Source organism: Streptomyces cylindrosporus (genome assembly GCF_022698165.1).
Taxonomy (GTDB): domain Bacteria; phylum Actinomycetota; class Actinomycetes; order Streptomycetales; family Streptomycetaceae; genus Streptomyces; species Streptomyces cylindrosporus.
This window is the reverse complement of record NZ_JALDAY010000002.1, coordinates 651,137-675,977: the sequence shown is the minus strand read 5'-3', so window position 1 is coordinate 675,977 and position 24,841 is coordinate 651,137. Positions and strand designations below refer to the sequence as shown.

Genomic DNA, 24,841 nt, shown 5'->3' with positions numbered 1-24,841 from the left:
GGAGGACGCGTGATGCGCTCAACCACCCGACTGGCGACCGCCGTTGTGGGCGCGGCCCTGCTCCTCGGCTGTGTCTCGGGCCCCGCCTCCTCGCACCCCGGGGCGGCCGGGAAGCGGGTGCTGGTCTTCTCCAAGACGGCCGGCTTCCGGCACGACTCCATCCCGACGGGCGTCGAGGCGGTGAAGCAGCTCGGCACGAGCGGCGGCTTCACGGTCGACGCGACCGAGGACGCGGGCGCGTTCACGGGGAAGAACCTGGGCCGTTACGACGCCGTGGTCTTCCTCTCCACCACGGGCGACGTCCTCGACGACGCCCAACAGGCAGCGTTCGAGGGCTACATCCGGCATGGCGGCGGTTACGTCGGCATCCACGCCGCCGCCGACACCGAGTACGACTGGGCGTTCTACGGCGGCCTCGCCGGCGCCTACTTCCAGTCGCACCCGGCGATCCAGCCGGCCACGGTCGACGTCGAGGACCGCGCCCATCCCTCGACGTCCGGCCTGGCAGGGACCTGGGACCGCACCGACGAGTGGTACAACTACCGCTCCGATCCCCGGGACCGGGTCCATGTGCTCGCCTCGCTGGACGAGTCCTCGTACACCGGCGGCACCATGAACGGCGATCACCCCATCGCCTGGTGCCAGAACTACCAGGGCGGCCGGGCCTTCTACACGGGCCTCGGCCATACCAAGGAGTCCTACGCCGAACCCGCCTTCCGCGCCCACTTGTTGGGCGGCATCCGCTGGGCCGTCGGTGACGCCCAGGCCGACTGCCGGCCGGAGAACGGCTATCGCGCGCTCTTCGACGGCGGCTCACTGGACGGCTGGAAGCAGGCCGGCCCGGGCTCCTTCACCCTCTCCGACGACGGCACGCTGACCTCGTCGGGCGGGATGGGCCTGCTCTGGTACGCCACTTCGAGCTTCACCTCGTACTCCCTGAAGCTCGACTGGAGGATGGCCGGCGCGGACGGGGACGACAACTCCGGTGTGTTCGTGGGCTTTCCGCCCTCGGACGACCCCTGGTCGGCCGTGAACAACGGTTACGAGATCCAGATCGACGCCACCGACGTCCCGGAGAAGACGACCGGGTCCGTCTACGGCTTCCAGTCCGCCGACCTGAAGAAGCGCGACCGTGCGCTGAACCCGCCGGGGGAGTGGAACACGTACGAGATCCGCGTGGAGGGCGAACGCCTCCGCGTCTGGCTCAACGGCGTGAAGATCAACGATTTCACCAACACCGACCCGGCCCGGAGCCTGCGCGACGGCCACCTCGGCATCCAGAACCACGGAGCCGACGACCAGGTGTCCTTCCGCGACATCCGGCTCAAGGAACTGCCCGCCAAGGGCAATTGAGCGACGGCGGGCGGGGGACGCCGGACCTCCGCCCGCCGTCTTCGGACCTCGCGAGGGGCCGCCGCGAGCCGACGGCCTACGGGTTCGCCCGACCTGTCGGACCGACCCGACCCCTACGGCCGTATGCCGCGCACGGCCCGGTCCGAACCGCCCTGCACGCACGACTCGAACGCCGCGCTCGACAAGGAGGCTGCCCATGTCCTCGCCCGACTCCCTGTCCATGTCCCCGTCCCTTCCCCTCCCCGACTCTGTCCCCGTCTCAGGGCCGCGCGTCGGTGTATGGCTGATCGGGGCGCGCGGTTCCGTCGCCACCACCGTCGTCGCGGGCTGCGCCGCGCTGACCGCCGGCCTGCACGCGCCGACCGGCCTGGTCACCGAGACGCCCGAGTTCGCGGACGCCCAACTCCCGCCCCTGGCCGCGCTCGTGTTCGGCGGCCACGACACCCTGGACTGCCCCCTGCCCAAGCGCGCGGAGGCACTCGCGGCCGGCGGAGTCCTGCCGCACGGGCTCCCCGCGGCAGTCGCGACCGAACTCGCCGCCGCCGAGCGGGAGATCAGGCCCGGCGGCCCGGTACCGGGCGACACCCGGACCGAGGCGGAGCTGATCACCACCTTCACCGCGGACATACGTGACTTCGTACGACGGCACGACCTGGCCCGCGCGGTCGTGGTGAACGTCGCCTCCACCGAGCCCGCCTCCACCGAGCCCGCCGCCACCGAGCCCGCCGCGGCGGGAGCGACCCTCCCGCCCAGCTCCCTCTACGCGGCGGCAGCCCTCCGCGCGGGCTGCCCCTACGTGAACTTCACCCCCTCGACCGGCCTGCACCACCCGGCTCTGGCCGCCGCTGCCGAGTCGAGCGGTGTGCCGTACGCCGGCCGCGACGGCAAGACCGGGCAGACGCTGCTGCGTTCCGTGCTGGGACCGATGTTCACGCAACGGGCCCTGACGGTCCGCGCGTGGTCCGGCACCAACCTCCTGGGCGGCGGGGACGGCGCGGCCCTGTCCGACCCGGCCGCCGCGGCGGCCAAGAACGCCGGCAAGGAACGGGTCCTGACCGACACCCTCGGCACGACCCCCGAGGGCGAGGTCCACATCGACGACGTCCCCGCCCTCGGCGACTGGAAGACCGCGTGGGACCACATCGCCTTCGAGGGCTTCCTCGGCACGCGCATGATCCTCCAGACCACATGGCAGGGCTGCGACTCGGCCCTCGCGGCGCCTCTGATCCTCGACCTGGCACGCCTGGTCGCACGGGCGCAGGAGGTGGGCCTGAGCGGTCCCCTGTCCGAACTGGGCTTCTACTTCAAGGATCCGGTGGGGGACGGGCCTTCCGCGCTGGGGGAGCAGTATGCGGCGCTGGTGGCGTTTGCGGGGCGGTTGGGGGGAGGAGAGAAGGGCGGCGGTGCAGGTCGGGACGGGGCGGGCGGGCTCGGGGAGTCCATGGGGGGTGGGCAGCGGGGTGACTCTGTCGGGTCGGTGGGGTCTGGGGGCCTGGCCAAGTTGGATGGGTCTGGCGACGGCGTCGGGGCTGTGGAGTCTGGGAGTTCTGCCGGGGTGGGGCCGTCTGGGGGCCTTGCCGGGTCGGATGGGTCTAGCGACAGCGCCGGGTCGGTGCAGTCTGGGGGCCCCGCCAGGACGGTGCGTTCTGGAGGTCCCGGCGAGTCGGAGCGGTCTGCGGGCCTCGCCGGGGCCGTGAGGCCTGGCGGGGCCGTCGAGCCGGGAGGAGCCGGTGGCTCGGCCGCGCTGGAGTGGCCCGGTGGCTCTCCCCGTGCCGGACGGCTGGAGGGGCTGCGGTGAGCCGTATCCGTGGCTGGGCCGAGCTGCTGCGGCTCCCCGCCCTGTTCACCGTCCCCGGCGACGCCTTCGCCGGCGCGGCCGCCGCCTCCGCCACGCCGACCTCCCGCACCCTGCTCGCCATCGGCTCCTCCCTCTGCCTCTACGACGCCGGTATGGCCCTCAACGACTGGGCGGACCGCGCTGAGGACGCCGTGGACCGTCCCCACCGCCCCCTCCCTTCCGGCCGGATCCACCCCAACGCGGCCCTGACCGCAGCCTGCGCCCTCACCGGCGCGGGACTGACTCTCGCCGCCCGAGCCGGCCGCCCCGCCCTCGCGGTAGCCGTACCCCTCGCGGCCACCGTCTGGGCCTACGACCTCCGCCTCAAACACACGCCGGCCGGCCCGGCAGCCATGGCGGCGGCCCGCGGACTCGACCTGCTCATGGGAGCGGCAGCCACGAGCGGTCACACCCGCAAGGCCCTTTCCTCCGCAGCACTGCTCGCCACGCACACCCTCGCGGTGACCGCGGTGTCCCGCCAGGAGACGAGAGACGGCTCGCCCCTCGCACCGCTCGCCGCCTTGGCCACCACCGGCCTCCTGACCCGGCTGCTCACCCGCACCGCTTCCCAACTCCCGCCAGGCCGAGGGCAAGCAGCCACCCACGCCCGGCCGGAAGACTCACGCGCGACCGCAGCGGATGCCACCCTGCGCCTCGCGCTCGGTGCCGCCTACGCCGCCACCGTCGCCCGCCCCTACCTCCACGCCACCCTCAACCCCTCACCCCCGCTCACCCAACGGGCCGTCAGCAGTGGCATCCGCGCCACGATCCCCCTCCAGGCGGCCCTCACCGCCCGCTCCGGCGCCGGCGTCAGCGCCCTGTTCGTCGCGGCTCTCGCCCCCCTCGGCAGGAGGTTCGCGAGGAAGGTGAGTGTGACGTGACCCGGGGCAGCACCAACCCCAACAGCAACGCCAAACCCAGTTCCGACACCAACCCCGTCACCCCACCCCACGCCAACACCCCCCTCCGCTTCGGCTACGGCACCAACGGCCTGACCGACCTCCGCCTGGACGACGCCCTCGCCCTGCTCGCCGACCTCGGCTACGACGGCGTCGGTCTGACCCTCGACCACATGCACCTCGACCCGCTGGCACCCGACCTCACCTCCCGCACCCACCGCACCGCCCAACGTCTCGCCACCCTCGGCCTGGACGTCACCGTCGAGACGGGCGCCCGCTACGTTCTCGACCCGCGTCGCAAACACGGCCCCACGCTGCTGGACCCGGACCCCGACGACCGATCCCGCCGCGTCGGCCTCCTCGTCCGCGCCATGCAGGTCGCCGCCGACCTGGGCGCGCACGCCCTGCACTGCTTCAGCGGCGTCACCCCGGACGGCACCGACCGGGACACGGCGTGGAAACGCCTGGCCGAATCACTCACCCCCGTCCTGGAGGCCGCCGCCACCGCCGGCGTCCCCCTCGCCGTCGAACCCGAGCCGGGCCACCTCCTCGCCACCCTCGCCGACTTCCACCATCTGCGGCGCATCCTCGGCGACCCCGAGGGCCTCGGTCTGACCCTCGACATCGGCCACTGCCAGTGCCTCGAACCCCTCTCTCCCGCCGACTGCGTACGCGCCGCCGCGCCCTGGCTCCGCCACGTCCAGATCGAGGACATGCGCCGTGGCGTCCACGAACACCTCCCCTTCGGCGACGGCGAGATCGACTTCCCGCCCGTCCTCTCCGCCCTCGCCGACACCGGCTACCAGGGCCTGACCGTCGTCGAACTGCCCCGCCACTCCCACGCGGGCCCCCACTTCGCCGAACACTCCCTCCAGTTCCTCCACCGAGCGGCGGCCACGGCCTCCGCCCCGTCCGATCCCGCCCCACCCCACGGCGATCCCTCCGCCACCCCCGAAGGGAGCAGCACCTCATGAACCACCCGCACGCCACCTGGGAGACCCCCACGGCAGCCCTCGGGCCCACCGGCCCGACTGGCGCCCCGGAGGGAGAGGCCGACGGCATGACCCGGGCCGCGCCCCCGCGGACACCAGCGGACGGCACGAACCCGGCAGCGACACGTGGGCCGAAGGCCGACGCCACCGGCGCCGCTCCCGCTCCGGAGCCGAAGACTCGTGCCACCGGCCTTGACCCCACGCGGGAGTCACCCGCCCGGACTCCTCTCCCCGCCCTGGAGTCACCCGCCCAGACTCCGCTCCGCACCCTGCACGACCAGCTCACCGCCCGCCTCGACGCGGCCGCCCGTGCCTGGCTCGGTCAGGCTCTCGACGAGGCCGCCGGCCAGCCGGGCATCCACGGGCCCATCTCGGTATGGGAGTTGCGGCTCGCCGAGGCCGGGCGCCGGTGTGGCGCCGAGTACGCCGACGCCGCCCGCGTGCTGATCCTGCACGCCGCCCGCGCCGGCACCGACGCCCTCAGCCGCGTCTACTTCCAGGGCACCGCCGCCGAACGCCGCGCCGTCCTGCACGCGTTGCCCCATCTCGTGCCTGGCCCCGACGCCGTCCCGCTCGTCGAGGACGCCCTGCGCACCAACGACACCCGGCTCCTCTCCGCCGCCGTCGGCCCGTACGCCGCCCGTCACCTCAGCCCCCACCACTGGCGGCACGCCGTCCTCAAGTGCCTGTTCACCGGCGTGCCCGTCGCCGAGGTCGCCGAGTTGGAGCGCCGCGCCCGCGCCGACGCCGAACTCGCCCGCATGCTCGGCGACCACGCCGCCGAACGCACCGCCGCGGGCCGTCCCGTGCCCGAAGACCTGCGCCGCGTCCTGACCCTGACCGACCCCACGGCCACCCCACCCGCACCGGGCGCCGAGCGCGACCCGCGCGGCACCGACGGCAAGGAGTCCTGATGCGCATCTTCGACCCCCACATCCACATGACCTCCCGCACCACCGACGACTACGAGTCCATGCACGCCTCGGGCGTCCGCGCCGTCGTCGAGCCCTCCTTCTGGCTCGGCCAGCCCCGCACCTCGCCCGCCTCCTTCTTCGACTACTTCGACTCCCTGCTGGGCTGGGAGCCCTTCCGCGCCGCCCAGTACGGCATCGCCCACCACTGCACGATCGCCCTCAACCCCAAGGAGGCGAACGACCCCCGCTGCGTGTCCGTCCTCGACGAACTGCCCCGGTATCTCGTCAAGGACCAGGTCGTCGCCGTCGGCGAGATCGGCTACGACTCGATGACCCCCGCCGAGGACACCGCCTTCGCCGCCCAGCTCCAGCTCGCCGCCGACCACGGCCTGCCCGCGCTCGTCCACACTCCGCACCGCGACAAGCTCGCCGGCCTGCGCCGCACCCTCGACGTGGTGCGCGAATCCGCCCTCGCGCCGGACCGCGTCCTCGTCGACCACCTCAACGAGACCACCGTCAAGGAGGCCAAGGACAGCGGCTGCTGGCTCGGCTTCTCCGTCTATCCCGACACCAAGATGGACGAGGAGCGGATGGTCGCGATCCTGCGTGAGTACGGCCCCGAGCAGGTGCTGGTCAACTCCGCCGCCGACTGGGGGAGAAGCGACCCGCTCAAGACCCGGCGGGTCGGGGACGCGATGCTCGCCGACGGCTTCGGCGAGGACGACGTCGACCTCGTGCTGTGGCGCAACCCCGTCGCCTTCTACGGGCTCAGCGGCCGCCTGAACCTCACCCCCGCCGGCACCGCGGCCACCCACGAGGGCAACTCCGTCCTCCGCGGCGGGGAGTGACCGATGCGCTTCCGGCACCCCGACGGCTCCACCGTCCACCTTGCCTACTGCACCAACGTCCACCCCGCCGAAATCCTCGACGGAGTCCTCGCCCAGCTCCGCGACCACTGCGAGCCCGTGCGCCGCCGCCTGGGCCGGGACCGCCTCGGCATCGGCCTGTGGCTCGCCCGGGACGCCGCGCACGCCCTGGTCGGCGACCCCTCCGCACTGCGCGGCCTGCGCACCGAACTCGACCGGCGCGGCCTCGAAGTCGTCACCCTCAACGGCTTCCCGTACGAGGGCTTCGGCGCCGAGGAGGTCAAGTACCGCGTCTACAAGCCGGACTGGGCCGACCCCGAACGCCTCGACCACACCACCGCCCTGGCCCGCGTCCTCGCCGGGCTCCTCCCCGACGACGTCACCGAGGGCACCATCTCGACCCTGCCGCTGGCCTGGCGCACCGCCTACGACCCGGATCGCGCCGCGAAGGCCCGCACCGCCCTGCTCACCCTCGCCGAACGCCTCGACGCCCTCGACGAGTTGACCGGACGCTCCATCCGCATCGGCCTGGAGCCGGAACCCGGCTGCGTCGTCGAGACCACCACCGACGCCCTCGCCCCGCTCGCCGACATCGCCCACGACCGCATCGGCGTCTGCGTCGACACCTGCCACCTCGCCACCTCCTTCGAAGACCCGCACACCGCCCTGGACGCCCTGACCGAAGCCCGCGTCTCCGTCGTCAAGTCCCAGCTCTCAGCCGCCCTGCACGCCGAACACCCCCATCTCCCCGAGGTCCGCGCAGCCCTCGCCGCCTTCGACGAACCCCGCTTCCTGCACCAGACCCGCACGGCCACAGCCGCCGGCCCGCGCGGCACCGACGACCTCGGCGAGGCCCTCACCACCGACGCCCTGCCCGACGCGGCCCCCTGGCGCGCCCACTTCCACGTCCCGCTCCACGCGGCCCCCGCCGCGCCCCTCACCTCCACGCTCCCCGTGCTCAAGGCGGCCCTGACCCGGCTGGTGGGCGGCCCGCACCCGCTCACCAGCCACCTGGAGGTCGAGACCTACACCTGGCAGGCCCTCCCACCCGAACTGCGTCCCCGCGGCCGCTCCCAGCTCGCCGACGGCATCGCCGCCGAACTCACCCTCGCCCGCGACCTGCTGACCGACCTCGGCCTGAAGGAACTGCCATGAGCGCCCACCAGCCGACCCCGGGCGCCGGGCAGGCCGCGCCCACCCCGCTCCTCGTCCTCGACGTCGTCGGCCTCACCCCCCGTCTCCTCGACCACATGCCCCACCTCAGGACCCTCGCCCGGTCCGGCTCCCGCGCCGCGCTCGGCACCGTCCTGCCCGCCGTCACCTGCGCCGCCCAGTCCACCTTCCTCACCGGCACCCACCCGTCCGAGCACGGCATCGTCGGCAACGGCTGGTACTTCCGCGAGCTCGGCGACGTACTCCTGTGGCGCCAGCACAACGGTCTCGTCGCCGGAGACAAGCTGTGGGACGCCGCCCGCCGAGCCCACCCCGGCTACACGGTCGCCAATATCTGCTGGTGGTACGCCATGGGCGCCGACACCGACATCACCGTCACCCCCCGTCCCGTCTACTACGCCGACGGCCGCAAGGAACCCGACTGCTACACCCGGCCCCCGGCCCTGCACGACGAACTCACCGAAAAGCTCGGCACCTTCCCCCTCTTCCACTTCTGGGGACCCGGCGCTGACCTGGTCTCCAGCCAGTGGATCATCGACGCGACCCGCCACATCGTGCGCACCCGGCACCCCGACCTGACCCTGTGCTACCTCCCTCACCTCGACTACGACCTGCAGCGCTTCGGCCCCGACGACCCACGCTCCCTGCGGGCGGCCTCAGACCTGGACTCCGCCCTGGGCCCGCTCCTGGACGACGCCCTCGCCGAGGGCCGTACCGTCGTCGCGCTGTCCGAGTACGGGATCACACGGGCCGACCGTCCCGTCGACATCAACCGGGCCCTGCGCCGCGCCGGGCTGCTCGAAGTGCACACGCAGGACGGCATGGAGTACCTCGACCCGATGACGTCCCGTGCCTTCGCGGTCGCCGACCACCAGATCGCCCACGTGTATGTGCGCCGGCCCGAGGACCTCGACGTCACCAGGGCAGCCCTGGTCGGCCTGCCCGGCATCGACCAACTCCTCGACGACGAGGGCAAGAAGGCCCACCACCTCGACCATCCGCGCTCCGGCGAGCTCGTCGCCGTCGCGGAGCCGGACGCCTGGTTCACGTACTACTACTGGCTCGACGACACTCGCGCGCCCGACTTCGCGCAGCTCGTCGAGATCCACCGCAAACCCGGCTACGACCCGGTCGAGTTGTTCATGGATCCCCTCGACCCCTACGTCAAGGTCAAGGCAGCCACCGCGCTGGCGCGCAAGAAACTCGGCATGCGCTACCGCATGGCGGTCGTGCCCCTGGATCCCTCACCTATTCGCGGCAGCCACGGCCGCCTTCCCGCGAGCGACGACGACGGTCCGCTCCTCATCTGCTCCACCCCCCGCGCCGTCGGCGACCGCCTCGCGGCCACCGACGTGAAGTCACTCCTGCTCCGACTGGCCGGTCTTTCCTGACTGGTCACAAGTGAAGCACTCACCACTGACAACGCCCTCCGACACCGAGGAGTTCCAGGCATGAGCCGCATCTCCCAGACCGACCCCGAACTCACCCACCGCCTCACCAGACGAGGCATGCTCGGCGTCGCCGCGGGCGCCACCGCCGCCGCGCTGCTCGGCGCCGCGGCAACTCCCGCGACGGCCGCCGAACCGACCGCCGCCGAACCGACCGCCGCGGGCCGCGGCCGCCCCGTCCTGCCTCCCGGCCGGCTCGGCATCCAGCTGTACAGCCTGCGCGACAAGGTCTCCACGCTCGGCTTCGCGCCCGTCTTCGCCGAGCTGGAGAAGTACGGCTACGACGAGGTCGAGTTCGCCGGATACACCCAGGGCTCGGCCGGCCCCATCACCCTCGCCCAGCTGAAGCGGCTGGCCAGGAACCACGGGCTGACCCCGATCGGCAGCCACGTCGGCTACTACGCCGACGACCCGAACGCCTACACCTTCGCCCAGAACCTCACCAAGATCCTCGACGACGCCCAGGCCCTCGGCCTCAAGCACATCGGCACCGCCTCCGGACCGTTCCGCTACGGCTCCACCGTCGACGCGTGGAAGCGCGCCGCCGAGGAGTTCAACACGTACGGCGCGGCGGCCAGGGCGCGCGGCATGAAGTTCTACCAGCACAACCACTCCGACGAGTTCTCCTTCGCCACCGACAACCCCAAGGTCCGCCTCTACGACGTGCTGCTCGCCGAGACCGACCCCGACCTGGTGTTCCTGGAGATGGACATCTTCTGGGCGTACGCGGGCCAGTTCCGATTCTCCAAGCGGCCCGACGGCTCCGCCGCGCCCTTCGAGCCGCTCGACTACGTCCTCAGGCAGCCCCACCGCTACCCGCTGTTCCACGTCAAGGACGGTGTCAGCGACCCGGCGAACCAGTTCGGCTACCGCATGGTCGACGTCGGCGACGGCGACATCGACTACCAGAAGTTCATCTCCGCCGTGACCCGGCTGCACGGCGAACGCCTCGCCCACCACTGGCAGACCGAACACGACCAGCCCACCGAGTCGTTCACGTTCGCGCGCCGCTCCAGCTCGTACCTGCACAGCCTGCGCGAGAAGTGCTGACCACCGCGACAGCGCGCACATGAGGAGGCCCTCCCCGCGTCGCCGGGGAGGGCCTCCTCACGCGCGCGTGCCCGTCAGCCGGTCGGCTGCGGTTGCGCGGTCAGCACGTCGGAGTCGCTGCGCCCCGGCTGCCGCAGCAGCAGCGCGATCGCCGCCGCGACCATCGAGACGCCGCCGGCCAGCGCGTACGCGCCGTTGTAGCCCCAGGCCGCGACCACCATGGAGCCGAGGCCGCCGCCGAACAGGCCGCTGATCAGCTTGCCGCTGTAGACCAGGCCGTAGTTGGTGGCGTTGTAGTTCTCCCCGAAGTAGTCCGGGGTCAGCGCCGCGAACATCGGGTAGAAGGCGCCGCCGCCGAAGCCGGACAGGAAGGCGAAGAACAGGAACAGCCACTCGCTCTTCATCTCGCCCGCCAGGATCACGCCGAACTGGGCGAGCCCCAGGACGACGATGACGAACACCAGGGTCGACTTGCGGCCCCACTTGTCCGACAGCCAGCCCACGACACCGCGGCCGACGCCGTTGATGACCGCCATGACGCCCATCGAGGACGCCGCGACGAGCGGGCCGAAGCCGACGTCCTTGGCGTAGTCGACCTGGAAGGAGATCCCGAAGATCGAGACGCCGGCGGTCATCACGATGGCCACCCACATCAGCGGCAGCATGCCGGTCCTGACGGCCTCCTTGGGCGTGTACTGCTTCACCGCCGGAGGGTTCTTGGCGAGGCTCGCCGCGTTCTTCTCACTGCCGGAGAACGTGAGCGGATCGATGTCCGCGGGCCACCAGTTCTTCGGCGGGTCCTTGAAGAAGAACGCGCATCCGAAGACCACGATCATGATGTAGCAGCCGATCAGGTCCAGGACGCGGTGGTAGTTCCCGGTGTCGAAGGCGTAGTTGAAGATGAAGATGAACGGCAGCGACCCGTACGCGAAGCCGCCGTTGACGAACCCCGTCCGGGCGCCGCGACGCTCCGGGAACCACTTGCCGACCATGTTGATGCAGGTCGCGTACACCAGACCTGCGCCGATGCCGCCGACTACGCCGAAGCCCAGGATCGCCAGCAGGACGTTGCTCAGGTGCGACAGGGCGAGGAAGCCGACCAGGCACATGCCGGAACCCACGTACATGGCCCTGCGGGCCGTCAGGATGCCCTTCTCGCGCATCCAGCCCGCAGGGAAGGCGATTCCCGCCTGGAAGAACACCCAGACGCTGAGGATCCAGAAGGTGTTGGACTGCGTCCAGCCGTGCGCGTGGGACAGCGTGTCCTCCGCGGAGCCGTACGCGTATTCGAAGACGCTGATGGCCATCATGGCGATCCACGGGAGATACACCATGAGCTTGCGGGAGTGTCCGAGGATGTCCCGGTCGGTCTCGCCGATGCGGTACACGCGGCCTCGGGAGTCGGTCACCTCGCGGTAGGGACGGTGTGCGGCTGCCGGGTCGGCCGAGAGCGGATCTGCGGTCATGCTTATGCCATCTCCTCGCCGAGCGGGTGCGGGTTGGGGACGATGCGCCGGGCCTTCGGCCTGCCCGGGGACTTCAGGAAGAGCGCCAGTACGGCGGAGCCGAGGCCGATGGAACCGGCCAGCACGAACGCGCCGTGGTAGTCCCAGGCGCCGACGACGACCGCGCCCAGGCCGGAGCCGACGAGCCCGGAGATCAGCTTCGAGCTGTAGACCATTCCGTAGTTGGTGGCGTTGTTGTTCTCACCGAAGTAGTCCGCGGTCATGGCCGCGAACAGCGGGAAGATCGCGCCGCCGCCGAAGCCGGAGACCATGGAGCAGAACAGGAAGAACGGCATGCTGCCCATCTGGCCGGAGACCAGCACGCCGAACTGCGCCGAGCCGAGCACGATACAGACGATGATCAGGGTGTTACGGCGCCCGGAGCGGTCGGAGATCCAGCCGATGACGCCGCGCCCGGTGCCGTTGACGATGGCCTTCAGGGACATCGCCGTGGCCACGATCCCGCCCGCGAAGCCCATGTCCTTGCCGAACGGCACCTGCATGGCGATGCCGAAGATGTTGATGCCGGCCGTGCACAGCAGACAGAACCACATCATCCACAGGACGGGCGTACGGGCGGCCTCCTTCGGGGTGTACTGCTTGACCGCCGGCGGGTTCTTCTCCAGTGCCCGGCGGATCTTCGGGTCGTCGGTGAGCCGCAGCGGGTCGACATGGGCCGGCCACCAGTTCTTCGGCGGGTCCCTGAAGAACCAGCCGGCGGCGGCCACCACCAGGCACAGACCGATGCCCACACAGGCGAGCACGGTCCGGTAGTTGCCCAGGTCCATGTACGAGGTGAACAGGAAGACGAAGGGCACGGACCCGTAGGCGAAGCCGCCGTTGACGAAGCCGGTCTTGCCGCCCTTGCGCTCCGGATACCACTTGCCGACCATGTTCACGCAGGTCGCGTAGACGAGACCGGCGCCGATGCCGCTGAACATGCCGAAGCCGATGTAGGCGACGGCCACGTGCGGCGCGTACGCCAGCGACAGATATCCCAGCATCGTTCCGACGGCGCCCATCATCATCGCCGTACGGGCGGGCAGCTTTCCGCTCTCCCGCAGCTGCCCGGCGGGGAAGGCCACGGCCGCCTGGAAGAACACCCAGACGCCCATCAGCCAGAAGATGTGTCCGCTGCTCCACAGATGCGCCTCGTGGAGCGTGTCCTCCGCCGACGTGAACGCGTACTCGGCGGAGCTGATGCCCATCATGCCCACCCAGGGCAGGATGACCATCCACTTGCGTGTGCGGCCCATGATGTCGACATCGGATTCCCCGATGCGGTACACGCGGCCGTTGCGGTCCGTCACCTCCCTGTAGGGCACGGACCTCGGGTAGTCGGTGGTTGTCATGGTTCAGTAGCCCCTTGCGTCGAAAGCTCTGGCCAGCGCCCCCTGTCCAATGCATTTCGTGCGCGCACGGGTCCCGGAGCCGGCCGACGCGCACCGTCGGCCGACCCCATGTCCGGTCACCTCATGAACCGCCCCCCAACAGTCCCGCCGCCCGCGCCCAGCGGTACTTCGCGCCGAGCACGGCCACCGGCTTCTCGGTCGTGTACGGGTACGCCACGACCCCGCGCTCGTAGAGGTACTGGCAGGCCTCCTCGACCTCGACGTCGCCCGCGAGGGAGGCCACCACGGGCTTCTCGATGCCGCGCTCCCGGAACTCGGCCACCACGCGCGCGGTGAGCTCCGCGAAGACCATCGGGGGCGTCACGATCGTGTGCCAGTAGCCGAGCACGAGCGCGTGGATGCGCGGGTCCTCCAGACCCAGCCGGATCGTCGCCTCGTACGTGGACGGCGGCTCGCCCCCGGTTATGTCGACCGGGTTGCCCGCGGCACCGAAGGGCGGGATGAACTTCCGGAAGGCCTCGTCGAGATCCGGCGGGATCTCCATGAGGGACAGCCCGTTGTCGGTCACCGCGTCCGACAGCAGTACGCCGCTGCCGCCGGCCCCGGTGATGATCACGACGTTGTCGCCCCTGGGGGTGGGAAGCACCGGCAACGCGCGCGCGTACTCGAGCATTTCGTTCAGCCCGGGCGCCCGGATGACGCCGGCCTGCTTCAGGATGTCGTCGTACACGGCGTCGTCGCCCGCGAGCGCCCCGGTGTGCGACCCGGCCGCCTTGGCGCCCGCCGCCGTACGACCGGCCTTCAGCACGACCACCGGCTTCCTGGGTACGGTCGCCCGCGCGGCCTCGACGAAGGCGCGCCCGTCCTTGAGGTCCTCCAGGTGCATGGCGATGCACTCGGTGTGCGGGTCCTCGCCGAACCAGGTGAGCAGGTCGTCCTCGTCCAGGTCCGACTTGTTGCCGAGGCCCACGATCGCCGACACGCCCGTCTTCGTGGTGCGGGCGAAGCCCAGGATGGCCATCCCGATGCCGCCGGACTGCGAGGTCAGCGCGACGCCGCCCTTGACGTCGTAGGGCGTGCAGAACGTGGCGCACAGGTCCTGCCACGTCGAGTAGTAGCCGTAGATGTTCGGGCCGAGGAGCCGGACGCCGTACCGCTCGGCTATCGCGACGATCTCCTCCTGGAGCTCGTGCTCACCGGTCTCCGCGAAGCCGGAGGGGATCAGGACGGCGTTGGGGATGTTCTTGCGTCCCACCTCCTCCAGCGCCGAGGCCACGAACTTGGCGGGTATCGCGAAGACCGCCACATCCACCTCACCGGGAACGTCCGTGACACTCTTGTACGCCTTGCGGCCCAGAATGTCATCGGCCTTGGGGTTCACCGGGAATATGTCCCCGGCGAATCCACCGTCGATGAGGTTGCGCATGACCGAATTGCCGATCTTGCCCTGCTCGTTGGAGGCACCGATCACGGCCACCGCCGAGGGCTGCATCAGCCGGCGCATCGAGGTGAGGATCTCCTCGCGCGTGTAGCGGCGGCGCTGCTTCGCGGGCGCCTCGGAGAGGATCACCCTGATGTCGGCCGCGACCGCGCCCTCAGGGGTCGCGATCACCGGGTTGAGGTCGACCTCCGCGATCTCCGGGAAGTCCGCGACCAGTTGGGACACCCGCCGGATCTGCTCGGCGATCGCCCACCGGTCCACCCCGGCCTGGCCGCGCACCCCGTGCAGGATCTCCGCCGACCGGATCGAGTCCAGCATGGACAGCGCCTCGTCGGCGCTCACCGGCGCCAGCCGGAACGTGACGTCCTTGAGGACCTCGACGAGCACCCCGCCGAGCCCGAAGGCGACGACCTTCCCGAACGTCGGGTCGGTCACCGCGCCGACGATGACCTCCTGCCCCTGCGGCAGCAGCTCCTGGACCTGCACGCCCTCGATCCGCGCGTTCGCGTCGTACGCGCGCGCGTTCTCGATGATTTTGTGGAACGCCGCCCGTACGTCCGCCGCACCCTCGACGCCGACGATCACACCGCCCGCATCCGTCTTGTGCAGGATGTCCGGGGAGACGATCTTCATCACCACGGGCCCGCCGAACCGCGCCGCGTACGACACGGCCTCGTCTACGTCGGTCGCCAGCTCCTCCCCGGGTACGGCGATCCCGTACGCGTCGGCGATCACCTTGCCCTCGGGTGCGGTGAGCGCGGTCCGCCCCTCGGCCCGCACAGTGTCGAGGAGCGACCGCACCCTCAGCTCCCGGTCTTCCGCCATCACGTCAGATCACTCCGTTCGACTTGAGCAGGCGCAGCTCCTCGTCGCCGAGGCCGAGCTCGCCGATGTAGACCTCTTCGTTGTGCTCGCCGAGCAGGGGTGAACTGGTCACCTCGACGGGGGAGTCGGAGAGCTTGAGCGGGCTGCCGACGGTCGTGAACTCGCCGCGCTCGGGGTGCGGGACGGTGACGACCATCTCGTTGGCGACCAGCGAGTCGTCCTCGATGATCTCCTTGGTCGAGAGGATCGGCCCGCACGGGATGTTGTGGGCGTTGAGCCGCTCCAGCACCTCCCACTTGGGGAGCGTCGAGGACCACTCCTCGATCAGCTGGAACATCTTGTTGAGCTTGGGGAGCCGGGCCTCCGGCGTCGCCCACTCGGGGTCGTCCGCGAGCTCGGGCCGGCCGATGAGCTCACTGATCGGCTGCCAGCCGACGGGCTGCACGATGACGTACACGTAGTCGTTCGGGCCGCCCGGCGCGCACTTGACCGCCCAGCCGGGCTGGCCGCCGCCGGACGCGTTCCCGGACCTGGGAACCTCCGTGCCGAAGTCCTCGTTGGGATATTCACGGAGCGGACCGTGGGCCAGGCGCTGCTGATCGCGCAGCTTCACCCGGCAGAGGTTGAGCACAGCGTGCTGCATGGCCACGTTCACCCGCTGCCCGCGCCCGGTGTGCTCGCGCTGGAACAGTGCGGCGAGTATCCCCGCCACGGCGTGGACGCCCGTGCCCGAGTCCCCGATCTGGGCTCCCGTCGCCAGCGGCGGCCCGTCCTCGAAGCCGGTGGTCGACATCGACCCGCCCATGGCCTGCGCGACGACCTCGTACGCCTTGAAGTTGGTGTACGGGCCGTCCCCGAACCCCTTGATGGAGGCATAGACGATCCGCGGATTGATCTCCTGGATGCGGTCCCAGGTGAAGCCCATGCGGTCGACCGCGCCCGGTCCGAAGTTCTCGACCATGACGTCGGAGCGCCGGATCAGCTCGGTGAGGATCTCCTTGCCGCGCTCGGTCTTGGTGTTGAGGGTGATGCTCCGCTTGTTGCAGTTGAGCATGGTGAAGTAGAGGGAGTCGACGTCCGGGAGGTCGCGCAGCTGCTTGCGTGTGATGTCCCCGGTCGGCGCCTCCAGCTTGACGACGTCCGCGCCGAGCCAGGCCAGCAGCTGGGTCGCCGAGGGACCGGACTGGACGTGGGTCATGTCGAGGACACGGACACCGGCGAGTGCTTTGGTGGGCGTTCCAGTCATGCGGGCCACCTCACTTGTACATGGTCTGGTTCATGGTTCCGGGGGCGTACGCGTCCGGGTCGACCCAGACGTTGATCAGCGACGGCTTGCCCGACTCGCGGGCGCGGCGCAGGGCGGGGCCGATGTCGGCGGGGTCGCGGACCTCCTCGCCGTAACCGCCCAGCATCTGCGCGAACTTGTCGTAGTGGACGTCGCCGAGGGTGTTGCCGATCCGCTCGCGCTCCAGGCCGTACTTCTGGGCCTGGCCGTAACGGATCTGGTTCATCGAGGAGTTGTTGCCGACGATGCCGACGAACGGGAGGTCGTAGCGGACGAGGGTCTCGAAGTCCCAGCCGGTGAGGGAGAAGGCGCCGTCGCCGAAGAGGGCGACGACCTCCTTGTCGGGCCGGGCCTGCTTGGCCGCGAGCACGAAGGGGACGCCGACGCCGAGGGTGCCGAGCGGGCCCGGGTCCATCCAGTGCCCGGGTGACTTGGGCTGGACGACCTGCCCGGAGAAGGTGACGATGTCGCCGCCGTCGCCGATGTAGATGGAGTCCTCGGTGAGGAAGTCGTTGATCTCGCTGACGAGACGGTACGGGTGGATCGGTGAGGCGTCCGACTTCAGGCTCGGCAGCCGCTTCTCGATGGCGGTCTGCTCGGCCGCGCGCAACTCGTCGAGCCACTCCTTGCGCTTGGCGGCGCCGCCGTTGATGCGCCCGGAGGCCGCGTCGCTCACCGACTTCAGCACCAGGCCCGCGTCACCGACGATGCCGAGGTCGATGTCGCGGTTCTTGCCGACGGTCCGGTAGTCGAGGTCGATCTGCACGACGGTCGCGTCCGGCGAGAGCCGCTTGCCGTAGCCCATGCGGAAGTCGAAGGGCGTGCCGACGATGACGATGACGTCGGCGCCTGAGAAGGCGTACCGGCGCGACAGCTGGAAGTGGTGCGGGTCGCCGGGCGGGAGGGTGCCGCGGCCGGCGCCGTTCATGTACGCCGGGATGTTGAGGGTACGTACGAGCTCGATGGCGGCCTCGGTGCCCCGAGTCGTCCACACCTGGCTGCCGAGCAGGATCGCCGGCTTCTCGGCGTGCACCAGCAGGTCGGCGAGCTTCTCGATCGCCTCGGGGTCGCCGGCCGAGCGGGTCGAGGCGCGGTAGGAACCGGCCTTCGGCACGCGCGCCCTGCTCACCGGGACCTTGGCGTCGAGGACGTCGCGCGGGATCTCCAGGAAGGACGGCCCCGGCGCCCCGTGATAGCACTCGCGGAACGCCATCGACACCATGTCGGCGGCGCGGGCCGTGTCCGGCACGGCCGCCGCGAACTTGGTGATCGGCGTCATCATGTCGACGTGCGGGAGGTCCTGCAGTGACCCCATCTTGTGCTGGGTGAGCGCTCCCTGGCCGCCGATCAGCAGCATCGGGGACTCCGCGCGGAAGGCGTTGGCGACACCGGTGACGGCGTCGGTCGTACCCGGACCGGCGGTGACGACCGCGCAGCCGGGCTTGCCGGTGATGCGCGCGTAGCCGTCGGCGGCGTGGGCGGCGACCTGTTCGTGGCGGACGTCGACGACCTCTATGCCCTCGTCGACGCAGCCGTCGTAGATGTCGATGATGTGGCCGCCGCACAACGTGTAGATGCGGTCGACTCCCTCTGCCTTGAGCGCCTTGGCAACGAGATGACCACCGGAAATCACGTCCTGGGTGTCGTCGGGCATGGCGAAGTCCTGTCCCTTCGTAGGGGGTTGGAACGCTCTCGCGGTACATTGCATACAGTCGACGAATACTGTATGAAGCTTGTTATCCCGCATCCGGTGGGTGGTGTCCAGGGGGCGTGCGGCACTTTTAAGTCAGGAGCCGGAATGGACCTGTACGAGCACCAGGCAAGGGAACTCTTCGAGGAACACGGCATTGTGGTGCCGAGGGCCGAGGTGACCGATTCTCCCAAGAAGGCCCGTGAGATCGCCCGCGCACTCGGCGGGCGCGTAGTAGTGAAGGCCCAGGTCAAGACTGGCGGACGAGGCAAGGCGGGCGGTGTGAAACTCGCCGCCGACCCGGCCGCCGCGGAGCTCACCGCGCGCCAGATCCTGGGCATGGACATCAAGGGCCACACGGTCGGCAAGGTGATGCTGGCCCAACCCGTGGACATCGAGACCGAGTTCTACGTCTCCTATGTCCTCGACCGCGCGGCGGGCACCTTCCTCGCGATCGCGTCCGCCGAGGGCGGCATGGACATCGAGGAGGTCGCCGCAAGCCGGCCCGAGGCCGTCGCCCGCATCCCCGTCGACCCGGCCGAGGGCGTCACCTCGGCGAAGGCGGGCGAGATCGCCGAGGCGGCCGGACTGCCCGCGCAGACCGTCGACGTTCTCGTACGGCTGTGGGAGGTGCTGGTCCGCGAGGACGCCGTGCTCGTCGAGGTGAACCCGCTCGTGCGCACGCGGCAGGGGCAGGTCCTCGCCCTCGACGGCAAGGTCACCCTCGACGACAACGCCCGCTTCCGGCAGGCGCGTTGGGGAGCCGACGACATGGAGCACGACGACGCCCTGGAGGCGGCGGCCGCCGCGAAGGGCCTGAACTACGTCAAGCTCGACGGGGAGGTCGGCATCATCGGCAACGGCGCGGGGCTCGTCATGTCGACCCTGGACGTGGTCGCGGGCTGCGGCGCCCGGCCCGCCAACTTCCTCGACATCGGCGGCGGCGCCTCCGCCCGGATCATGGCGGACGGCCTGACCGTCATCCTGTCCGACCCGGCGGTGAAGTCGGTCTTCGTCAACGTCTTCGGCGGCATCACCGCCTGCGACGCGGTCGCCGACGGCATCGTGCAGGCCCTGGACTCCGTGCAGTTGACCAAACCGCTGGTCGTGCGCCTCGACGGCAACAACGCGGCCCGCGGTCGCGCCATCCTCGACGGCCGCGCACACCCGCTGGTCCAGCAGGCCACCACCATGGACGGCGCCGCCCGCCGCGCCGCCGAACTCGCCACCACCGGCTGAAGGAGCCCGACATGGCCATCTACCTCACCAAGGAGAGCAAGGTCCTCGTCCAGGGCATGACCGGCGGCGAGGGCATGAAGCACACCCGGCGCATGCTCGCGGCCGGCACGAACGTCGTCGGCGGCGTCAACCCGCGCAAGGCCGGCCGGACGGTCGACTTCGACGACCGGGCCGTCCCCGTCTTCGGGTCGGTCGCCGAGGGCATCCACGCCACCGGCGCGGACGTCACGGTCGTGTTCGTGCCGCCCGCCTTCGCGAAAGCGGCCGTGACCGAGGCCGCCGACGCCGGCATCGGGCTCGCCGTCGTCATCACCGAGGGCATCCCCGTCCACGACTCCGTCGCCTTCCACGCGTACGCCAAGTCGAAGGGCACCCGCATCATCGGGCCCAATTGCCCGGGCCTGATCACCCCCGGCCAGTCCAACGCCGGCATCATCCCGGCCGACATCACCAAGCCGGGCCGCATCGGCCTGGTGTCCAAGTCCGGCACGCTCACCTACCAACTCATGTACGAACTCCGCGACATCGGCTTCTCGACATGTGTGGGGATCGGCGGCGACCCCGTCGTCGGCACCACGCACATCGACTGCCTCGCCGCCTTCCAGGACGACCCCGACACCGAACTGATCGTCCTCATCGGGGAGATCGGCGGCGACGCGGAGGAGCGCGCGGCCGCGTACGTCCGTGAGCACGTCACCAAGCCCGTGGTCGGCTACATCGCCGGGTTCACCGCCCCCGAGGGAAAGACGATGGGGCATGCCGGGGCGATCGTGTCCGGCTCCTCCGGCACCGCGCAGGCGAAGAAGGAGGCGCTGGAGGCGGTCGGGGTGAGGGTGGGATCCACACCCACGGAGACGGCGAAACTCGTGCTCGCCTGTCTCGAAGCCGGGCCTGCCGACACTCATAGTTGATGTGAGCCATGCAACCCCCGCCCCCGACTGTGCACCGAGAGCGGAGCAACCCGATGGCAACCGACCTCAACCCTGGCAACACTCCCACCCTCACCCTCAAATCAGGCACGGCCTGGGCAGACGCCTGGCAGCGCTGCCTCGCCGTCGCCCCGGAGGCCTTCCAGGACGACCGCGTCCTCAACCTCTGGGGCTCCGCCTGGCGGACGGACGGCCGGGCGCTGCCCGCCACCAGCCCCGTCGACGGCAGCCCCATCGCCGGCCCGCCCCGCCTGGACCGGGACACCGCCCACCAGGCCGTCCGCGCCTCGCTCGACCAGCACCGCGCCTGGCGGCACGTCCCCCTCGACGAGCGCCGGGCCCGCGTCGCGGCCACCCTCGACGCACTCACCGAACACCGCGAACTGCTCGCCCTGCTCCTCGTCTGGGAGATCGGCAAGCCCTGGCGGCTCGCGCAGGCCGACGTGGACCGGGCCGTCGACGGAGTGCGCTGGTACGTCGACGGAATCGACCCCATGCTCGACGGCCGGGCCCCGCTCGACGGCCCGGTCTCCAACATCGCGAGCTGGAACTATCCGATGAGCGTGCTCGTTCACGCAATGCTGGTCCAGGCACTGGCAGGCAACGCGGTCATCGCCAAGACCCCGACCGACGGCGGCCTCGCCTGTCTGACCCTGGCCTGTGCGCTCGCCGCGCGCGAGGGGATTCCCGCCACCCTCGTCAGCGGCAGCGGGGGCGAGCTGTCCCAGGCGCTGGTGCGGGCGCCCGAGATCGGCTGCGTCTCCTTCGTCGGCGGCCGCGACACCGGCGCCGCGGTGGCCACCGCCGTCGCCGACCTGGGTAAACGACACGTACTCGAACAGGAGGGACTCAACACCTGGGGCATCTGGAACCACTCGGACTGGGACGCGCTGACGGCGGTGATCCCCAAGCTCTTCGACTACGGCAAGCAGCGCTGCACGGCGTACCCGCGCTTCGTCGTCCAGCGGCAGCTGTTCGACGAGTTCCTCGCGGCGTACCTCCCGGCGGTGCGCACGCTCAGGGTCGGCCACCCGCTCGCCGTCGAGCAGGCCGAAGACCCGTACCCCGTACTGGACTTCGGGCCGGTCATCAACGCGGCCAAGGCGAAGGAGCTGCGCGACCAGGTCGCCGAGGCCGTCGACCGCGGCGCCGTCCCGCTGCACCGCGGCAGCGAGGCCGACGCCCGCTTCCTGCCGGGCCAGGACACCTCGGCGTATGTCCAGCCGGTCACGCTCCTGAACCCGCCGCCGTCCTCACCACTGCACCACGCGGAGCCGTTCGGCCCGGTCGACACCATCGTCCTGGTCGACACCGAGGCGGAGCTGCTGGCCGCGATGAACGCCTCCAACGGCGCGCTGGTGGCCACGCTGTCCACGGACGACCGGGCCACCTTCGACCGACTGGCCCCGCAGATCCGGGCGTTCAAGGTCGGCCACGGCAAGCCGCGCTCCCGCGGCGACCGCGACGAGCTGTTCGGCGGATTCGGCGCGTCCTGGCGCGGCGCGTTCGTCGGCGGCGAACTGCTCGTGCGCGCCGTGACACAGGGCCCGGCGGGAGAGCGGCTGCCCGGGAACTTCCCGGACTACCACCTCATGCCGTGAACCGGACTGCCGCCCGGCTCATGCCGTGACCGACGGCTGGGTGGCGTCCCCCGTGTGCGTGTGCGCGCCCGCGTCCGCGTCCGCGTCCCGGGGACGCCACCCGGCGATCACCTCGTCCGCCAACCACCGTGCCACGCCCCGCGGATAGGGGCGGGGCAGGTTCAGTACGACGTGGTTCACGCCGGCGCCGACCAGTGTGGCCACCGTCGCGCGGGTCGCCGCCGGGTCGTCGTACGACACGAGTACCTGTACGGACCGGGTGATCTCGCGCGGGTCGCGGCCGAGGTCGGCGCAGTGCGCGTCCAGCACGCGCGCCCGCTCGGCGACGAACTCGACGCTGTTGTGCGGCGGTCCGGGGATGTTCCACACGTCGGCATGCTCGGCGACCAGCCGCAGCAGCCGGGTGCCCCAGCCGCCGATCAGCAGCGGGGGACCGGGGCGCTGCACCGGCTTGGGCTCGTTCCGCGTGCCCTTCAGCCGGTAGTGCCGGCCGGCGAAGTCGAAGACGTCGTGCGTCCACATCAGCTTGAGGATCTCGACGGTCTCCGCGAGTCGCGCGATGCCCTCGGCCGGCGGCACCAGCGTCAGCCCGTACGCCTCGTACTCCTCGATCGCGGGATTGGCCCCGGCGATCCCGCCCGCACCCGGCGGCTGGTGCGTGCCGCCCACGCCGAGCCCCAGCACGAGCCGCCCGCCCGAGATCACGTCCACCGTGGACGCCATCTTGCCCAGCAGGGCCGGCGGGCGGATCCGGTTGCTCGTGACCAGCAGACCCAGCCGCAGCCGTCCGGTCTGCGCGGCGAGCGCGCTGAGCAGGGTCCAGCCCTCGTGTATCTGTCCGTCCTTCGGGCCGGCGACCGGCAGCAGGTGGTCCCACAGCCAGGCGTCCTCGATCTCCGGCACGGCGTCCGCCTCCAGCCAGACCCGGAGGATGTCCTCGTACGGCACATGCATCGGGGTGGTCTTGATGCCGAAGCGCACAGTCGTCGTCATGCTCGTCACCGTCATGTTCTTTACCATCATATTCGTCAGCGTACTAAATCATCAGGAGTACTGACGATCAGGCGGGGTTACAGTCTGTGCATGGCAGCAGACGCGAGACCCGCACCCCTCGAACTCCGGCTCGGCTACCTCCTCAAGCACGCGCAGGCCAAGCTCGCCCGGGCGTCCGCGGAGGCGCTCGCGCCGTACGGGATAGACGGTCATGAACTGGCCGTGCTGGTGGTGCTGTCCGGCGAGGAGCCGTTGTCGCAGGCCGAGGCGGCCGGCCGGCTCGGGGTGGACCGGACCACGATGGTGTCGCTGGTCGACGGCCTGGAGGACCACGGCCTGGTGACGCGGCGGCGCAGCCCGCAGGACCGCCGCAAGAACATCGTCGAGCTGACCCCCGCGGGCGAGCAGTGCCTGCGCGAGGCGGAGCAGGCGCGGCGGGCCGCCGAACGGCGCTTTCTCGCGCCGCTGGACGAGGGGCAGGCGGAGGGTCTCGTGCGGGCGCTTCAGGCCCTGCTCGCCGACGGGAAGCCGTAGCGGAACGGTCACCTCGGGTGACGGATATGCAGGTGAAAGGCGCTCCGAAACCTTGGTATTGTTGTCCGTGTCGCCGCGGGGAACACCCCCGGCCGGGCGGCAGACACCTGGTCCGGGTGGCGGAATGGCAGACGCGCTAGCTTGAGGTGCTAGTGCCCTTTATCGGGCGTGGGGGTTCAAGTCCCCCCTCGGACACTGACTGTGCACACACAAGGGGTGCTGGCCGTGCTTTGGCCAGCACTTTTCCTGTTTCAGGGTCGTAGGTCAGCCGCCGGCCCAGCCCAGGCGGCGCACGTGGCGGCTGCCTGTTGAAAGGGCCATTATTCGGCCCTGACAGCCTTCAGTGCGTCCCGTAAGATTCCGGCTACTGTGCGCCACGGTAGGGGGACATCTGGGGGGCTTTCGTGCTCGATGCGAAGCAGCATCAGGGCAAGTTCGGGGAGGACTACGTCCGTGTGCTGGCCTCAGCGGCAGGGTTGATCGTTTCGCACGACGATCTCGATGCTGATGGGATCGACCTCGGATTCCGTGCCACCGGTCGGTACGGACGGTGGCTGTCACCCAGGATCGAAGCCCAGGTCAAGACGTGGTCGAAGCCGTCCGGTTCATCCGGCCATCTGCACTACCGCGGGCTCAACGAATGGCAGTTCAACAAGCTCGCCGGCCCCGACTTCACCGTTCCCCGGTTCTTGTTCGTCATCTGCGTCCCCGCGGACAAGGATGAGTACGCGGCCATGACCACCGAGGGCGTCATGCTTCGTCACCTGGGCTACTTTGTCTCGCTTCGTTGCGAGGAGCCGATCAAGGATCCTGATCGTAAGCGAATACGTCCGGTCAGGGTTCCGACAGCGAACGTGCTCACCGCCGCCTCACTGCGCCGGCTCGCCGAGACACAGTCGGACTGGTAGGGGAACC

At 70.7% G+C, this 24,841-nt stretch carries 19 protein-coding genes, 1 tRNA gene and 1 pseudogene; 15 read left to right on the top strand and 6 right to left on the bottom strand.

Annotated elements, in window-relative coordinates:
- Positions 1-12: 12 nt before the first annotated feature.
- The 9 genes and pseudogenes from MQP27_RS08165 to MQP27_RS08125 all read left to right on the top strand — a co-directional run bounded on the left by MQP27_RS08165 (position 13) and on the right by MQP27_RS08125 (position 10,532).
- A complete protein-coding gene (locus MQP27_RS08165) occupies positions 13-1,353 on the top strand; it encodes a ThuA domain-containing protein (RefSeq protein ID WP_242762969.1) in 1,341 nt (446 codons plus the stop codon).
- 220 nt (positions 1,354-1,573) lie between these two features.
- A pseudogene (locus tag MQP27_RS08160) lies at positions 1,574-2,749 on the top strand (inositol-3-phosphate synthase); the annotation flags it as partial.
- 398 nt (positions 2,750-3,147) lie between these two features.
- Positions 3,148-4,071, top strand: a complete 924-nt coding sequence (locus MQP27_RS08155; RefSeq protein ID WP_242762967.1) for an SCO3242 family prenyltransferase — start codon at positions 3,148-3,150, stop codon at positions 4,069-4,071.
- Positions 4,072-4,181: 110 nt separating this feature from the next.
- Positions 4,182-5,063 (top strand): sugar phosphate isomerase/epimerase family protein, encoded by an 882-nt coding sequence (locus tag MQP27_RS08150; protein ID WP_242763624.1) that lies wholly within the window; start codon positions 4,182-4,184, stop codon positions 5,061-5,063.
- A gap of 86 nt (positions 5,064-5,149) precedes the next feature.
- Positions 5,150-5,995: an EboA domain-containing protein gene (locus MQP27_RS08145; protein ID WP_308289919.1), complete on the top strand. Its 846-nt coding sequence runs from the start codon at positions 5,150-5,152 to the stop codon at positions 5,993-5,995.
- Complete coding sequence (locus MQP27_RS08140) at positions 5,995-6,843, top strand: TatD family hydrolase (protein WP_242762962.1); 849 nt, start codon at positions 5,995-5,997, stop codon at positions 6,841-6,843. The genes MQP27_RS08145 and MQP27_RS08140 overlap by 1 nt, the downstream gene beginning before the upstream one ends.
- A 3-nt stretch (positions 6,844-6,846) precedes the next feature.
- Positions 6,847-8,016, top strand: coding sequence for a metabolite traffic protein EboE (gene eboE, locus MQP27_RS08135; RefSeq protein WP_242762960.1), 1,170 nt, complete (start codon positions 6,847-6,849; stop codon positions 8,014-8,016).
- Positions 8,013-9,425: an alkaline phosphatase family protein gene (locus MQP27_RS08130; RefSeq protein ID WP_242762957.1), complete on the top strand. Its 1,413-nt coding sequence runs from the start codon at positions 8,013-8,015 to the stop codon at positions 9,423-9,425. Before eboE ends, MQP27_RS08130 begins: the two co-directional genes overlap by 4 nt.
- Before the next feature lie 60 nt (positions 9,426-9,485).
- Positions 9,486-10,532, top strand: coding sequence for a sugar phosphate isomerase/epimerase family protein (locus MQP27_RS08125; RefSeq protein ID WP_242762955.1), 1,047 nt, complete (start codon positions 9,486-9,488; stop codon positions 10,530-10,532).
- Positions 10,533-10,606: 74 nt separating this feature from the next.
- Here the strand turns inward: MQP27_RS08125 and MQP27_RS08120 are convergent, their stop codons facing one another.
- From MQP27_RS08120 to MQP27_RS08100, 5 genes are all read right to left on the bottom strand, one after another.
- Positions 10,607-11,998 (bottom strand): OFA family MFS transporter, encoded by a 1,392-nt coding sequence (locus MQP27_RS08120; RefSeq protein ID WP_242762951.1) that lies wholly within the window; start codon positions 11,996-11,998, stop codon positions 10,607-10,609.
- A gap of 2 nt (positions 11,999-12,000) precedes the next feature.
- Positions 12,001-13,389 carry an OFA family MFS transporter gene (locus MQP27_RS08115; protein WP_242762949.1) on the bottom strand — a complete coding sequence of 463 codons (1,389 nt, stop codon included), beginning with the start codon at positions 13,387-13,389 and terminating at the stop codon, positions 12,001-12,003.
- Between the two features lie 121 nt (positions 13,390-13,510).
- Positions 13,511-15,655, bottom strand: coding sequence for an acetate--CoA ligase family protein (locus tag MQP27_RS08110; protein ID WP_242763622.1), 2,145 nt, complete (start codon positions 15,653-15,655; stop codon positions 13,511-13,513).
- 4 nt (positions 15,656-15,659) lie between these two features.
- Positions 15,660-16,901 (bottom strand): formyl-CoA transferase, encoded by a 1,242-nt coding sequence (gene frc, locus MQP27_RS08105; RefSeq protein ID WP_242762946.1) that lies wholly within the window; start codon positions 16,899-16,901, stop codon positions 15,660-15,662.
- A gap of 10 nt (positions 16,902-16,911) precedes the next feature.
- On the bottom strand, positions 16,912-18,594 hold the full coding sequence (locus MQP27_RS08100; RefSeq protein ID WP_242762941.1) for a thiamine pyrophosphate-binding protein: 1,683 nt from the start codon (positions 18,592-18,594) through the stop codon (positions 16,912-16,914).
- 144 nt (positions 18,595-18,738) lie between these two features.
- On the opposite strand from MQP27_RS08100, the gene sucC reads away from it, so the two are divergent.
- From sucC to MQP27_RS08085, 3 genes are read left to right on the top strand one after another with little or no spacing between them, the layout of a single operon-like run.
- Positions 18,739-19,869: an ADP-forming succinate--CoA ligase subunit beta gene (gene sucC / locus MQP27_RS08095; protein ID WP_242762938.1), complete on the top strand. Its 1,131-nt coding sequence runs from the start codon at positions 18,739-18,741 to the stop codon at positions 19,867-19,869.
- An 11-nt stretch (positions 19,870-19,880) separates the two neighbouring features.
- On the top strand, positions 19,881-20,780 hold the full coding sequence (gene sucD, locus MQP27_RS08090; protein WP_242762935.1) for a succinate--CoA ligase subunit alpha: 900 nt from the start codon (positions 19,881-19,883) through the stop codon (positions 20,778-20,780).
- Between the two features lie 53 nt (positions 20,781-20,833).
- Positions 20,834-22,399, top strand: a complete 1,566-nt coding sequence (locus MQP27_RS08085) for an aldehyde dehydrogenase family protein (protein ID WP_242762925.1) — start codon at positions 20,834-20,836, stop codon at positions 22,397-22,399.
- An 18-nt stretch (positions 22,400-22,417) separates the two neighbouring features.
- On the opposite strand, the gene MQP27_RS08080 is transcribed toward MQP27_RS08085, so the two are convergent.
- Positions 22,418-23,392: an LLM class flavin-dependent oxidoreductase gene (locus tag MQP27_RS08080; RefSeq protein ID WP_242762923.1), complete on the bottom strand. Its 975-nt coding sequence runs from the start codon at positions 23,390-23,392 to the stop codon at positions 22,418-22,420.
- Positions 23,393-23,482: 90 nt separating this feature from the next.
- Between MQP27_RS08080 and MQP27_RS08075 the strand changes: the two genes are divergently transcribed.
- The 3 genes from MQP27_RS08075 to MQP27_RS08065 all read left to right on the top strand — a co-directional run bounded on the left by MQP27_RS08075 (position 23,483) and on the right by MQP27_RS08065 (position 24,834).
- Positions 23,483-23,926: a MarR family winged helix-turn-helix transcriptional regulator gene (locus MQP27_RS08075; protein ID WP_242762921.1), complete on the top strand. Its 444-nt coding sequence runs from the start codon at positions 23,483-23,485 to the stop codon at positions 23,924-23,926.
- A gap of 110 nt (positions 23,927-24,036) precedes the next feature.
- Positions 24,037-24,121, top strand: a tRNA-Leu gene (locus tag MQP27_RS08070).
- 209 nt (positions 24,122-24,330) lie between these two features.
- Positions 24,331-24,834 (top strand): DUF4365 domain-containing protein, encoded by a 504-nt coding sequence (locus tag MQP27_RS08065; RefSeq protein ID WP_242762918.1) that lies wholly within the window; start codon positions 24,331-24,333, stop codon positions 24,832-24,834.
- Positions 24,835-24,841 lie beyond the last annotated feature (7 nt).